The sequence below is a fragment of the Nocardia sp. NPDC003693 genome, from assembly GCF_053981095.1.
This window is the reverse complement of record NZ_JBSFNO010000020.1, coordinates 77007-90770: the sequence shown is the minus strand read 5'-3', so window position 1 is coordinate 90770 and position 13764 is coordinate 77007. Positions and strand designations below refer to the sequence as shown.

Annotated in this window: 13 protein-coding genes; 4 read left to right on the top strand and 9 right to left on the bottom strand. The window is 68.6% G+C overall.

The annotated features are described in order from the left end of the window. The first annotated feature begins 1 nt into the window (after position 1). Positions 2-1606 carry a dolichyl-phosphate-mannose--protein mannosyltransferase gene (locus ACWDOP_RS22275; RefSeq protein ID WP_456346608.1) on the top strand — a complete coding sequence of 535 codons (1605 nt, stop codon included), beginning with the start codon at positions 2-4 and terminating at the stop codon, positions 1604-1606. A gap of 54 nt (positions 1607-1660) precedes the next feature. Here ACWDOP_RS22275 and ACWDOP_RS22270 read toward each other — a convergent pair whose 3' ends face one another. Next, complete coding sequence (locus tag ACWDOP_RS22270) at positions 1661-2029, bottom strand: GntR family transcriptional regulator (protein WP_354985214.1); 369 nt, start codon at positions 2027-2029, stop codon at positions 1661-1663. A 6-nt stretch (positions 2030-2035) separates the two neighbouring features. After that, positions 2036-3262 (bottom strand): arginine deiminase, encoded by a 1227-nt coding sequence (arcA, locus tag ACWDOP_RS22265; protein WP_454201814.1) that lies wholly within the window; start codon positions 3260-3262, stop codon positions 2036-2038. A 75-nt stretch (positions 3263-3337) separates the two neighbouring features. Between arcA and soxR the strand changes: the two genes are divergently transcribed. Further along, the gene (gene soxR / locus ACWDOP_RS22260) at positions 3338-3871 is read left to right on the top strand and encodes a redox-sensitive transcriptional activator SoxR (RefSeq protein ID WP_456346607.1); all 534 of its coding nucleotides are present in this window, start codon (positions 3338-3340) and stop codon (positions 3869-3871) included. On the opposite strand, the gene ACWDOP_RS22255 is transcribed toward soxR, so the two are convergent. From ACWDOP_RS22255 to ACWDOP_RS22225, 7 genes are all read right to left on the bottom strand, one after another. After that, positions 3846-4697: an SDR family oxidoreductase gene (locus ACWDOP_RS22255; protein ID WP_456346606.1), complete on the bottom strand. Its 852-nt coding sequence runs from the start codon at positions 4695-4697 to the stop codon at positions 3846-3848. The two genes, soxR and ACWDOP_RS22255, sit on opposite strands and share 26 nt — an antisense overlap. Positions 4698-4799: 102 nt before the next feature. Further along, positions 4800-6665 carry a putative bifunctional diguanylate cyclase/phosphodiesterase gene (locus ACWDOP_RS22250; protein ID WP_456346605.1) on the bottom strand — a complete coding sequence of 622 codons (1866 nt, stop codon included), beginning with the start codon at positions 6663-6665 and terminating at the stop codon, positions 4800-4802. A gap of 16 nt (positions 6666-6681) precedes the next feature. Further along, on the bottom strand, positions 6682-8844 hold the full coding sequence (locus ACWDOP_RS22245) for an Rv1355c family protein (RefSeq protein ID WP_456346604.1): 2163 nt from the start codon (positions 8842-8844) through the stop codon (positions 6682-6684). Positions 8845-8846: 2 nt separating this feature from the next. Next, entirely contained in the window at positions 8847-9602 is a 756-nt protein-coding gene (locus tag ACWDOP_RS22240) for a hypothetical protein (RefSeq protein WP_456346603.1), read from the bottom strand. A 253-nt stretch (positions 9603-9855) separates the two neighbouring features. Then, complete coding sequence (locus tag ACWDOP_RS22235) at positions 9856-10290, bottom strand: effector binding domain-containing protein (RefSeq protein ID WP_454201808.1); 435 nt, start codon at positions 10288-10290, stop codon at positions 9856-9858. Further along, positions 10287-10730: a GyrI-like domain-containing protein gene (locus ACWDOP_RS22230; RefSeq protein WP_454201807.1), complete on the bottom strand. Its 444-nt coding sequence runs from the start codon at positions 10728-10730 to the stop codon at positions 10287-10289. Before ACWDOP_RS22230 ends, ACWDOP_RS22235 begins: the two co-directional genes overlap by 4 nt. A gap of 99 nt (positions 10731-10829) precedes the next feature. Beyond that, positions 10830-11492 carry a trimeric intracellular cation channel family protein gene (locus ACWDOP_RS22225; RefSeq protein WP_454201806.1) on the bottom strand — a complete coding sequence of 221 codons (663 nt, stop codon included), beginning with the start codon at positions 11490-11492 and terminating at the stop codon, positions 10830-10832. A 113-nt stretch (positions 11493-11605) separates the two neighbouring features. Between ACWDOP_RS22225 and ACWDOP_RS22220 the strand changes: the two genes are divergently transcribed. Both ACWDOP_RS22220 and ACWDOP_RS22215 read left to right on the top strand, forming a co-directional pair. After that, the gene (locus ACWDOP_RS22220; RefSeq protein ID WP_456346602.1) at positions 11606-12322 is read left to right on the top strand and encodes a uracil-DNA glycosylase; all 717 of its coding nucleotides are present in this window, start codon (positions 11606-11608) and stop codon (positions 12320-12322) included. Positions 12323-12377: 55 nt separating this feature from the next. Continuing rightward, positions 12378-13022 (top strand): TetR/AcrR family transcriptional regulator, encoded by a 645-nt coding sequence (locus tag ACWDOP_RS22215; RefSeq protein ID WP_456346601.1) that lies wholly within the window; start codon positions 12378-12380, stop codon positions 13020-13022. Positions 13023-13764: the final 742 nt, after the last annotated feature.

Below are 13764 nucleotides of genomic sequence, written 5' to 3'. Positions count from 1 at the left end.
CGTGACCCAGGTGACCGAGGCGCGACCGCCAGCGAGTGAGGCGGAGGTGGCGTTGTCGAGTCCCGCGCCACTACGACCGTCAGCCGAATACGGGCCCACCGACTGGGCCCGCGGCTGGGTGGTCACCATCGTGCTGACCACGGTGGCCGCGCTGACCCGCTTCATCATGCTGGGCTACCCCACCGACGCCAAGACCCCGGTCTTCGACGAGAAGCACTACGCCCCGCAGGGCTGGCAGGTGCTGACCGGCGGCGGCACCGAGGACAATCCCGGCTACGGCCTGGTCGTGCACCCGCCGGTCGGCAAACAGATGATCGCCATCGGCGAGGCCATCTTCGGCTACAACGGCTGGGGCTGGCGCTTCACCGCCGCGGTGTGCGGAACCATCCTGGTGCTCTTGGTGATTCGCATTACCCGGCGCATGACCCGGTCCACCCTGATCGGGGCGTTCGCGGGCATCCTGCTCATCGTCGACGGCGTCACCTTCGTCTCCTCGCGCCTGGGCATGCTCGACATCTTCCAGACGGTGTTCGTGGTCGCGGCCTTCGGCTGCATCATCGTCGACCGCGACGAGATACGCGCGCGCATCGCCCTGGTCGCCGCCGAGGGCCGCTTGGACGACAGCGACTACGGGCCGCGGTTCGGCGTGCGCTGGTGGCGGTTCGGCGCGGGCGTCCTGCTCGGGCTCGCCTGCGGCACCAAATGGTCCGGCATCTACTTCGTGGTCGCCTTCGCGGCCCTCAGCCTGGCGTTCGACCTGTCCGCGCGCCGCGGCTACCGGGTCCGACGCCCCTGGGCGGGCACCGCGGTCCGCGATCTCGGACCGGCCTTCTACGCCCTGGCCATCGTGCCGATCACGGTGTACCTCATGACCTTCTGGGCCTGGTTCGCCAACGAGTCCGGCTACGACCGGTACGCGGTCGGGGTCCGCGTCGGCAACGACGGCATGTTCTCCTGGGTGCCCGCGGCGCTGCGGTCACTGTGGTTCTACGGCGGCGAGGTACTGACCTTCCACAAGGAGCTCACCAACTCCGCGGGCAACCACCACCCGTGGGAGTCCAAGCCGTGGACCTGGCCCATGGGCCTGCGCCCCATGCTCTACTACTACGCCGACACCAACGTGACCGGTTGCGACGCATCGCAATGCGTGAAGGCCGTCATGCTGATCGGCACGCCCGCGCTGTGGTGGGTGGCCCTGCCCATGCTCGCCTGGGCGCTGTGGCGCAGCATCGTGCGCCGCGACTGGCGCTACGGCGCGATCCTCGTCGGCTACGGCGCGGGCCTGCTGCCCTGGTTCCTGACCCTGGACCGGCAGATGTACTTCTTCTACGCGCTGCCGCTGGCGCCCTTCCTGGTGATGGGCGTGGCACTGGCGCTGGGCGACATCCTCGGGCACGCCCCGGCGAGCGGGCGCAAGCTCTCCGGCTCGCCGCACTGGCAGCAGTTCACCCCGCCCAGTGAACGCCAGGGTCTCGGGCTGCTGCTGGTGTGCATCTATCTGGCGCTGGTGATCGCGAACTTCATCTGGCTGTGGCCGATTCTCACCGGCATGCCGATCACGCCGGCCGACTGGCACGACCGGCTCTGGCTGGACAGCTGGCGCTGACCCGCGGTCCGTCGGCCGCCGCGGCCCGATACGCCGCCGGCCGATCGGCGCGCGCTACCCCCGGCTCTCCCCCAGCGCGGCGCGCAGGTACCGCACCGCGGCCTCGTCGTCGAGCCCGAGCCTGCGGATGACCGCCACGTACTCGGTCGCCGCCCGGCCGGCGACATCGCGGGTCGGATCACCCGAGGACGCGATGAAAGAGCCCAGCCTGCCCCGGGTTTCGAGCACACCGTCCTGTTCCAGCTCGCGGTAGGCACGCGCCACCGTGTTGGGGGCCAGCTTCAGGTGCGCCGCCAGCGCGCGGACCGTCGGTATCTTGGTCCCGGCTGCCAGTTCCCCGGATCGCACCCGGGCCACGATGCCCTGGCGCAGTTGCTCGTACGGCGGAACCGTCGAATGGTGGTCGACCGGTATGTCGAGCATGTCTTCTCACACCTCGTCACGCGACAGCGGGCAGGACAGGCACCGAGGTCCGCCCCGGCCGGAGCCCAGTTCGGATCCCGGTATGGGCAGCACTTCGATGCCGGCGTCGACCAGGCGAGCGTTGGTCATCTCGTTGCGTTCGTAGGCGATCACCACGCCGGGCGCCAGGGCGAGGGTGTTGTTGCCGTCGTCCCATTGTTCGCGCTCGGCGGTGACCCCGTCGAGACCGGTGTCGATGACGCGCAGTTTCGCGATGCCCATGGCCTTCGCGGCGGCGGGCAGGAAGGGATCCGGGCCCAGCATGTTCACCGACCCGTCCGCCTCCTTGCGAATGGTGAACGCGCACAGCGAATCCTGGACCGCCGGGTACATGACCACCGCGTCCACGTCGACCATGGTGCAGACGGTGTCCAGGTGCATGGTGGCCCGGGTCTGGGCGATCGGCACCACCAGCACGGTATGGGCCAGATCGTCCTCGAAGAGACTGCGCGCCAGCGCTTCCGCGCCCGCCGGGGTGGTGCGCTCGCCCACCCCCACCGCGACCACGCCCTTGGCCAGCAGCAGCACGTCGCCGCCCTCGATGGGCGCGGTATGCGATTCGTAGGCTCGGCGCACCCCGAGGAAGCGGGGGTGGAAGGCGTAGATGAGATCGGTCAGCGACGTCTCGCGCGCCCGCGCGGGCAGCGCGAGGGAGGTGATCGCGACCCGCCGCCCGACCCAGAACGAGGAATCGCGGGTGAACAGCAGGTTCGGCAGCGGATCGATGACGAAATCGTGCCCGTGGTGCATGCGCCGCACCAGCGAGGTGGTGTTCCCGAACGGCAGTTCGTCGAAGGTCATCCCGGACATCAGGAGCTGCGCGAGCTCCGGCGCGGGCACCGTGCGCAGGTAGGCGGCCAGTTCGTCGGCCAGCGCGTGCCCGAGCCGGCGCGCGTCGACGGCCCCGGAGATGCCCTGGATGCGCGCGGCGCCGCTGACGCCGAGGGTCTGGGTCAGCAGGTCGGCCAGCAGCAACACCTCGACGCCGCGCCCGCGCAACACCTCGGCGAAGGTGTCGTGCTCCTGCTGCGCCCGCTCCACCCAGGGGATGGCGTCGAAGAGCAGTTGGTCGTTGTTGCGCGGGGTGAGGCGGCGCAGCTCGTCGCCGGGTCGATGCAGGAGCACCGTGTGCAGCGCGCCGACCTCCGAGGTCACGGAAAGCGGTCGCGCCGGGGGCGCAGCCTTGATTCCCATGATCTGACGGTAGTTGCCCGGGACAGAGATGGCATGCAATTCGACGCCGGTAAAAACCTCCACTAACCTTCAGCTATGCAGACCACCCCGTGGCAGGCGAAGGAGTTGACACCGGGCCAGCTGGCACAACGCGCCGGAGTTGCGGTGTCCGCCTTGCATTTCTACGAACGTGAGGGTTTGATCACAGCCCGTCGAACCAGCGGCAACCAGCGCCGCTACCCCCGGGAAACCCTGCGCCGGCTGGCCTTCATCCGCATCTCACAGCGTGTCGGAATTCCGCTCGGGGAGATCCGCGGCGCGCTGGACCGCCTGCCCGACGGCCGCACCCCCACCCGCCGCGACTGGGAGGCGCTGTCCACCGCCTGGCGCAGCGATCTCGACGAGCGCATCGAACAGCTGATTCGCCTGCGCGACAGCCTCACCGGCTGCATCGGCTGCGGCTGTCTGTCACTGGGCACCTGCAAGATCGTCAACGCGCACGACCACATGGGCGCGGACGGCCCGGGCGCGCGCGTGCTGGACGTGCACGTGAACGAACCCGCGAGCGAGTCCTGCGTCGCCGACGACCGGCAGGCGGGCTGCGTCAGCCCCGTGGCAGAAACGTCGTGAACAGGCTGTTCGCCTTGCGCATGACGAACTCGTACGGCCAGGCGAACTTGCGCGCCCACCAGTAGCCGAAGCGGATGTCGAACTGGGTGTGCACCAGGTAGCGGTTCTTCTCGACCCCGCGCAGAATCGACTTCGCGACTTCCTCCGGCGATTTGGCGTGCCGGCGAAAACGACCGATCCACGCCTGAATTCGCGGATCCTCACGGTCGACGCCGACGATGTCGACGCTGTGCACCAGCGGGGTGTCCACCGCGCCCGGCACCACCAGGTGCACGGAGATGTCGTGCCGCTCCAGATCGAACCGCAGCACGTCCGAGACCCCGCGCAGGCCGAACTTGCTCGCGCTGTACGCCGCGTGCCAGGGCAGCGCCAGCAGCCCGGCCGCCGAGGACACGTTGACCAGCGACCCGCCCCGACCGGCCGCGACCATGGGCGGCACGAAGTTCTCGATCACGTGGATGGGGCCCATGAGGTTCACGTCCACCATGCGCTTCCAGTGCTTGTGCTCGAGGTTCTCCACGGTCCCCCAGACCGAGACGCCCGCGACGTTCATGACCACGTCCAGCGCGTCGCCGATGTGCTCGTGCACCTGCCCCGCGAAGGCGGTGACCGCGTCGTAGTCGCTGACGTCCAGGGCCTGCGCGTACTCCACGACGCCGCCCTGCGCGCGGATGAGCGCCACGGTCGAATCGAGGCCCTCGGCGTTCACATCGGTGAGCACCAGCCGCGCCCCCCGGCTCGCGGCCGCGGTGGCCGTTGCCCGGCCGATGCCGCTGGCGGCCCCGGTAATCAGAGTCTTCTTGCCGCTGAAGCTTCGATCACGCACGCCGTTCCCACATCCCTCGATGGATTGCCCCTGTTATCCCGCACGCTACTACGCGGTAGCGCGCTCCCGCGAGCATCGGCGCCCGGAGCGCGCCCCCAATTTCTAGGGCGTGCCGGGGTGGCCGGAACCCGGAAGATCCAGGTCGAGCGCGATCCGCCCGGCCGCCAGATGCTCGGCGACCTCGTCGGCCGGCATCGGCCGCGCGATCAGGAAGCCCTGTGCCCGATAGCATCCCAGCGCCACCAGGGTCCGGGCGGCGACGGTGGTCTCCACCCCTTCGCCGACCACTCCGAGACCGAAGGAACCGGCCAGTCCCACAATGGATTTGACGATGGCCAGATCGTCGGCGCTGGCGCCGAGCCGCTGCACGAAACCGCGGTCGATCTTGACCGCGTCCACCGGCAGCGCCTTGAGATGCGAGAGCGAGGAGTACCCGGTGCCGAAGTCGTCGATGGCGATCTGCACGCCCATCCGCTTGAGCCCGCGCAGGGTGACCTGGGTACGCGCCAGATCCTGCACCACCACGTGTTCGGTGATCTCCAGGCAGACCGAGCTGCCGTCGATGCCGAAGCGCCGCAGGATGCCCTCCATGGTCTCCACGAAGTCCAGGCTCACCAGCTGCACCGGCGACACGTTGATGCGGATGACCACGTTCGAGGCCAGACCGTGCTTGCGCCACTGCGCGAACTGCTCGCACGCCGAGCGAATCACCCAGCGCCCCAGTTCACCCGCGAGGTTGGTGGCCTCGGCGACGCCGACGAACGCGCCCGGGGGCAGCAGCCCGCGGGTGGGATGCTGCCAGCGCACCAGCGCTTCGAGGGCCACCACCCGGCCGGTGCGCAGGTCCACCTCGGGCTGATAGTGCAGCAGCAGCGAGCCGTCCGAGACCGCGCCGCGCAGGTTGAGCTCCACGTCGTCCTGCAGCTCGAACTGCGCGCGCATGGCGTCGGTGAACACCGCGACGCCGTTGCCGCCGCTGGACTTGGCCGACAACAGCGCGTGATCGGCGCGGCGCAGCACGTCCGCGACGGTGGTCTCACCCGGAATACCCACGGCCACACCGACACTCGCGCCCCGGCTGACGGTCTCCCCGCCGACGGTGACCCGGCGCGCGATGAGCTGCTGTATCCGGGTGGCCTCGAGATCGGCGGCCACGGCGTCCATCGGCTTGGCCGGGACGATGACGAACTCGTCGCCGCCCAGGCGGGCGATCATGTCGCCGCGATCGAGGTGATCGCGTAACCGCGTGGCCAGCGTGCGGATGAAGTTGTCCCCGGCGGTGTGACCCAGGAAGTCGTTGAGCGCCTTGAGCCGATCCAGATCCAGGAAGAACGCCGCCACCGGCCCGGGACTACCCGCGCGCAGCCTGTCCTCCATGTGCTCGAGCAGCGCCCGGCGATTGGCCAGCCCGGTCAGATCGTCGTGCATCGCGATGTAGCGCAGCCGCTCCTCGGCCACCACGCGCGCCTGCAACTGGGCGAAGAGCGCGGCGATCGCCTTGAGCACATTGAGCTCTCGCGTGCTCCACTCGCGATCGCCCTCTTTGACGAAACCGAGCACGCCGGTCGACTCGTCCCGCGAGACCAGCGGCACCGCGGCCATGGACACCTGCGGGATGCCCGAGGACAGGTGGATGGTCTGCTGATAGTCCGCGTGCTCGGGAATGGGCCGCACGATCAGCGGCTCGGTGGCGTGTTCGAGCCGGGCGAACACCGAGTCCGCGCTCTCGAAGTAGGTGACGCGCAGCGGATCCGGATCGATGTTCACGGCGCGTCGCGGCCACTCCGCGATCAGGATGGAGGCGCGGCGCTCCCGATCGGTGTGCCGTAGGTAGCTGAAGTCGACATCGAAATGAGTGACAAGCCAGGACAGCACCCGCTCACTCGCCGCCACCATCGTGGTGGCGTCGACACCCATCAACTCGGAGGCAACCTGCGTTACCAGTGAGTCGAGCGTCTGCCGAGGCACCTTGTCTCCGATCCCATCAGCGGCTTTCCGCACCCGGTATCGGGAGCCGCCGGCTCCGGGCCGTGACCTCCGCCGCATAGCTCAGGCGAAGTACCAACGCCACGGTCTCGTGCTCGGGCACTCCCAACAGGTCCAGGAAACGGCCTTGAAGTGACGTTAGTGTATCGGCGAACTCCGGGGAAACCGTGCGTAGATCCTCGGTTTGTCGGGCGAACAGGAACACCGGTGACACCGGTTGCACCGTCAGCCCGTGTCGCTGCGCCTCGATCCAGACCCGCTGCAGGGTCTCCCCGGCGCGGGCGTAGGCGATCAATTCGGCCGGATCACCCAGGGATGGCGTGGGGAAGGTGACCGCGGCCAGGGCCGAGGCCGAGCGCACCCGATCGAGGGTCGGCTCGCCCAGCGCGACACCGCCGTTCCATTCCCGAATTCGATCCATCACATCGGCGCGGCGCGCGATGTCGAGCTTGGCGAACTCGTCGGGGGCCAGTTCCATGGTGCGCAGGTCCAGGCCCGTGCGCAGGTCGTCGGCGGGCCAGCGGAGTTCGGAGAACATCTCCGCGTGCAGGACCGGGGTCAGGTAGCGGTACTGGTCCGAGGCGGCCAGCAGGACGGCGGCGGTCTCCAGGTCGTCCGCGTCCGAGATCCAGCGCAGGCCGCCGTCGGCTTTCGCGGCGGTGGTCGCCAGCTGGTGCAGTACGCCCGGATCGACCGGTTCGCCGGTACCCAGGTTCCGATTGGTGACGCGGGTCAGCAGGTCCGGGTACGCGCGGGCCAGCTCCGGTTCGCTCCAGTCGCTGAAGTGCAGCACGGCGGTCAGCGGCGCGCGATCGATGCTGTGCCGCCCGGGCGCGCCGGTGCGCAGTTCCGATTCGCCGAGCAGTCCGCGGGCCGCGGCCGCGGCCCGCGCGTTGTACAGCGCCGCGCCGACGGCGACCGCGCTGCCGCGGTAGCCGATGTCCATGCCCGAGGAGCGGGCCGGATCGAGTTCGATGACCACGGCCGCGGGCTCGCGGCGCAGCTTCCAGGGCTGCACGTTGCCGCCGGAGGGCGCGAGCTGGGCGCACGCGAGCACGGCGTCCACATCGGTCCGCGGCACGGTGAGGGCGGGCTGTTCGGGCCAGGTCAGCTCGGCCACCGGCGGGGGTTCGGCGATCGCGTCCAGGCTCGTGCTCAGATCCACCCGGGTGCGGCCCGAGGGCAGCGCGCCGCCGAGTCCGATGCGCCGGACGGCCGCGGCCACCGTCGCGCCGCCGAGTTGCACGTCGCCCGCGAGTTGCGGCCAGCTGTCCAGGGTTTGGTCGATTTCGACGAGGCTGGCGGCGAATCGATCCGAGAGCCCGAAGGCGTCGAGAATGCGCACCACGTAGGGCGCCTTCTCGCGCGTGGTGAGTCCGCGCAGATCCGATCGGCCGACGCCGCCGAGCAGACCGTGAAAGGGCTCGCGCGTGGGTTCGAGGTCGTAGCGCTCGATGTCGAGCAGGCCGCGGTCGCTGGTCTCCATCAGCAGCGGAATCTCGTAGCGCCGTGCGGCTTCGCGGACCGCGAGCTTGATATCGAGCGAGTCGCACTCCTCGACCACGATGGTGAGACCCCGGAAGAAGTCGTCGACGTTGGCGTCGGTCAGTCCGTCGGTGAAGACCTCGACCGGCAGGTAGGGATCGATCTCAGCAATCCTGCGCGCGGTCACCACGGACTTGTTCACGCCGATGTCGAAGAGCGAGCCGGGAATTCGGTTCAGGTTCGCCAGCTCGATGGTGTCGAAGTCGGCCAGTTTGATGCGGCCGCAGCTACCTTCCATGGCGAGCGTATGCGCAATCGCGTGTCCGACGCTTTGGCCGACCACTCCGATCGTCTGTTTCACGAGCGTTTGTTGTTCGGCGCGCGTCAGTTTGTTGCGGTTGCGATCCAATCGAACCGTGCGTAGCAATTCCGGCCCGGGTAGGCCGATCACCGAATTACGCCAGGGATAGAAAACCCAGCGATCCGCTTCCGGCCCTTCCGACAATTCGGGCGGTGCTACCAATTCGGAGAATTCGACGCGGAGCGAATCCCGTAAGTCGATGAATTCGATGCCGGAATCGGCACGCAATTCGGCGAGCCGGTGCGCGTCCACGGCATCGGATTCATCGAAAAACTGCGGTCGATAGGAGACAACCGCGGCATTGTCGGGATTCATATTTAGGCGGTTCCTCCGATACCGGACAGATCGGCCGTCAGTGCGTCACCGCCGGCCGACAGGGCTATGTGTTCCGCATCGATCAGGGCAAGCTGCGACTCATCAGCTACTGACCGGTAGGACTCCATGTCCCACCACAGTGGAATAGTCCGATAACGCTGGTCGGGAAACGGTACCGCCGGAATCCACCAGTCCGAGCGCGCCCCGCTGGTGCGATAACCCGACGCGGCGTGCTCGCCGGCTGTGACGAAGCCGTACCGAGCGTCCAGCAGGTTGGTGACGTGCACAACGCACCGGTCCAGGGCCGCGCCGAGCGCCCGGCGCTGCGCGCGATCCAGGGCCCGGTCCGCCCACACAGCTTTCACCTCGACGACACCTTGCGGTATCCGATCGGCAACCCGTTTACGCAGTGCGGTTTCTCCGGGATGTCCGGACCAGGCGGAAAGCGCGTTGACCTCGTCCACATGGGTGTAAGGGCCCTGAACTCGCAGGCCCGCGACCACTTCACCGAAAGCGTCGATTGCGGTGACGAACAGCGCACTGGAACGACCATCGGCAGTTTTGTCGTAATCGAGTGCGGCTTCGACTCCATAGCGACGGTATGCGCGCAGCGCACCCGCCATGTTCCGGCGCCACAGCCCGGGATGCGCCTGCGGTGTACCTATCCAGAAGGTGCACCCCGAGGACGCATCCTGGAATCGCAGCAAGTCCTCATCGCCCAAATCCGACGGGACGACTGCGACTACTTCCACAGCCATACAGTTCCCTACTCCGTTGCTGCGCGGGCCCCCGCGCTACTACCGAGCCCCTGACCGATACGGTCATGTATCAACCGCACCCGGTACAGGCACCTAGGGAGTATCCGCCAGCCGCAAGAAATTGTCCAGACGTCCGGCAAATCTCCCGAAACCCGAATGGACGTCTAGAAATCACCCCTGGTCAAACCATTGCTATCAGTCATGTAACCCAATGACAAGACCGGTTGGTTCTCAATTAGCTAACAATCAGCAATCAGATCAGGATGGAGATGAAGAGCTCCAACTCGGCGGGGCCGGACCAGATCTCGATCTCCTCGCGGTAGGCGCGGGTGATCTCCGCGGACGCCGTCGCGTCGTCTACCTGCGCCCATACGTCCTCGGCGGGGTCGTGATAGTCGCCGTTGGGCTGGAATCGGGCGTACACGCCCTTGGGCACCCGGATCAGGACATCGCCGGCGGGCGCGTCGTCGGCCGTGCGGTACTCGTAGGCGACGACAACGTTGTAATTCCCGGCCGGATCGGGCACGTAGACCGTGGCGAGGGGACGAGGATCACCATCACGATCGCGCAACCGATCGCGCAGGAACTCGATGAGGTCGCTGTTGCTGACCTTGAACGACGGCCGCACCCGCGGCACCACGAGCCCGCCGTACACGCCGCCGGGCCGAACCACTATGGAATAGGTCACGAGGGCTCCACCGCCAGGTACAGCTCGATCTTGTACGCGTGCGGGTAGGTCTCGAAATCGCCGGTATGGGTGCGCCGGATGTACTTGTGCTCCTCGGCGAAGGCGATCTGCGTCCACAGATCCGTCATGACCTGCGGGAAACTGCCGACCGAGGAGAAGCGGGCGTAGGTGCCGCGCGGCAGCCGGGCCACGATGTGACCGCGGGTGACCTCGTCGAACGAGTCGCACTGGTAGCCGACGATCTGGGTGTTGTAGGTGTTCAGATCGGCCGCGTAGTCGATGTACGCCGAGGCCAGCGGGCCGCCGAGTTCCTGGTGCAGCACCGCGGCCCAGGCCACCTCGAGATCGGAATCGCGCAGTTCGCCGAGGGCCCGTTTGGGGCTGCGCACCGGCAGCCCGGCGACCCACGTCTCGTCCCGTTCGACGATCTCAAACCGCATTGGTAGGAACTCTCTCTGGGTGTGATGCACAGCCCGGCGGCCAACTTTCGCCATGCTATCAACCACGGTCGGGGTACTCGGGCGACACGACCGCCCCGCTCACGCCGCCTCGCGACGGCGATGCGGGCGGGCCAGTGGTGCGCGCCAGTGCCGCCACAATGCCAGCAGCCGCAGGGTCACCGCACCCACCCCCGCCAAACCGCCTGTCCAGGACGTGTATTGGCCGTAGTGCAGCAGCAGCGCGGTCGCGACCGAGCCGAGCAGCGCGGGCACCGCGTACAACTCGCCGTCGCTGAGGACGCTGGGGGTGACGCCGGCGAGCACGTCCCGGATCACGCCGCCGCCGACCGCCGTGACCACGCCCAGCGCCGCGGACGCGGTGGCCGAGAGCCCGGCCTCGAAGGCGGTGACGGTGCCGGTCACGCAGAACAGGCCGAGCCCGACGGCGTCGGTGATCAGCAGGGGCTTGCGGATCAGCCGGCGCGGTGGATGCCAGAAGAAGATGACCGCCGCGGCCAGTAGCGCGGTGGCGCCGTAGCTCAGGTGCACGAACGCCGCGGGCGGCGTCCGGCCGATGATCAGGTCCCGCAGGATGCCGCCGCCGGTGGCGGTGCATACGGCCAGGACGAGGATGCCGACCACGTCGAAGTTCCGGCGCACCGCCAGCAGCGCGCCCGACACTCCGAATGCGAACACGCCCAGCAGGTTTCCGATCGTCTGGGCCTCGCCGACGGCGTTGCCGAGGTCGCCGATATCCGCCATCCGACCCGGATCCTTCCTGTCGCAAACACCCCGCTACCGGCTAACAGTATCCATCTTCGCCACGCCGGAGGGCTGCGGCCCGGTCGGAACGCGGATGTGCTTGGGTCACTCTCGTGTGCCACACAATTGCCGAGCTGGACAACCGGCTCACGGCGTGTCGTGCCTGCCCGCGTCTGGTCGCGTGGCGGGAGCTGGTGGCGCGGGAGAAACGCGCGGCCTTCCGTGACGAGAATTACTGGGGGAAACCGGTTCCCGGCCTCGGCCCGGACGATGCCGAGGTGCTGGTCGTCGGCCTGGCTCCGGCGGCGCACGGGGGCAATCGGACCGGGCGCATGTTCACCGGGGATCGCGCGGGCGACGTGCTCATCGCGGCGATGTACGCGGCCGGAATGAGCAACCAGCCCACCAGCACCCATCCCGGCGACGGTCTGCGACTGCTCGGCACCCGGGTCACCGCGCCGGTGCACTGCGCGCCGCCGGACAACAAGCCGACGCCCGGCGAACGCGACAGCTGCCGGCACTGGCTGGTCACCGAGCTGGGCCTGCTCGCTCCCACGCTGCGCTCGATCGTCGTGCTGGGCGGGTGGGGCTGGCAGGCGCTGCTGCCAGCGCTGACCGAATCCGGCTGGGCGGTACCGAAACCCAAGCCTCGATTCGGGCACGCCGTGCACTACGAGCTGGGCGGCGCCCGGCCGGACCGGGCGCCGGTGCACCTGTTCGGGTGCTATCACCCGAGTCAGCAGAACACCTTCACGGGGCGGCTCACGCCCGCGATGCTCGAGGAGGTGCTGACCGCGGCACGCGACGCGGGCCGGGCCGCCGGGTCGTGACGCGCTGAGCTCCGGCCCTCGTTCACCGGGCGTGGCGCACCGGTACGATGCGGTCGTGAGCAGGGCCGATAGTGCGCCGGGGGGCGCGGAGACCACAGCGCCGACGAAGCGGCGGCGATCGCAGACCCGTCAGCGGCTGCTGGACGCGGCCTTCGACGCCTTCGCCGACGACGGGCTCGGCCGGTGCACGGTCGAGCAGATCTGTGAGCGCGCCGGCTTCACCCGCGGGGCCTTCTACTCCAATTTCACCTCCCTCGAGGAGCTGTTCCTGGCGATGTGGGAGCAGCGCTCCGCGGCTATGCTCGACCAGGTCCGAGCGGTGCTGGACGCGGACCTGGCGGTCACCGACCCGCGCGCGGTGATGGAACACGTGCTCGACGCGGTTCCAGTGGACGACAAGTGGTTTCGCATCACCTCGGAGTTCACCGCGCACGCCCTGCGCACCCCGCCGCTGCGCCGGCTGATGGTCGCCCGCGAGGCCGCCATCAGCGCCGCCCTGACCCCGGTGGTCGGTACTCTGTTAGAACGCGCGGGCCGCCGGGTCACCGATCCGGCCGCCCTGGGCCGCGCCCTGATCGCGGTCCACGACGGCACGCTGGTGCAGTGCCTGCTCGAGCCGGACAGCGCCGAGCTACGCGCCTATCGCCTGGACCTGTTCCTGCGCGTCCTGGAGTCGTACACCGAGCCGATCGCACACTAGATCGCGCCCAGCACACCGGCTCTCGAACGCCAAGCCCCTGAAATTCGGATATTTCACTTTCACCCCCCACTGCGATATCTCGGGACGCCCCCACACGCCCGCAATCCGCACGCTCCGCGATGCATGCTTCGAACCGCCGGACACACGGCAGTTCTAAACGCCCCGAACGAATTCCAACCCCCGTATCGCCCCGCGCACCGATCGACCGACTCGCCCCCGCAACGCAATCGGCCACTCCCCCAGCCGAACCCATCCGGACAACCCAGACCGACCAGTTTCCATTCGCCCCCATTTGCCCCCGGAATCACCTGAGCCCGAACCATTTCCACCCCCTCCCGAAACTCTCCACACTTATCCACACCCATCCCCAACGACGCCCACCGAATTAACCGCACGGTCCGGCCCGCACCTGACTCATTCACGCCATTGGCTCACCCCGATTTCCGAAAGCCGCACCCACGGGCACGCCCCCGCCACCCGCACCCGCGATCCCTATCGCCCGTCTCGCTACGGCACTCGGCTCGCACTCGATCCGAACCACCAACTCGCCCGGCGCTCGGCCTGCCCGCGCTCCGAACCACCCGCCGGCCACGGCACTCGAATCTCACGGGGCTATACCTGCCCGGTCCCGGACGCTCGCCCATGAACACACGACACCCGATCCGAGAAAGCGCGCCAACCCGAGTGCGGAGTCATGTTCAACCTGCTCGAAGGAGTCCCCTCGGCGCCCCGGCCGCGGCGC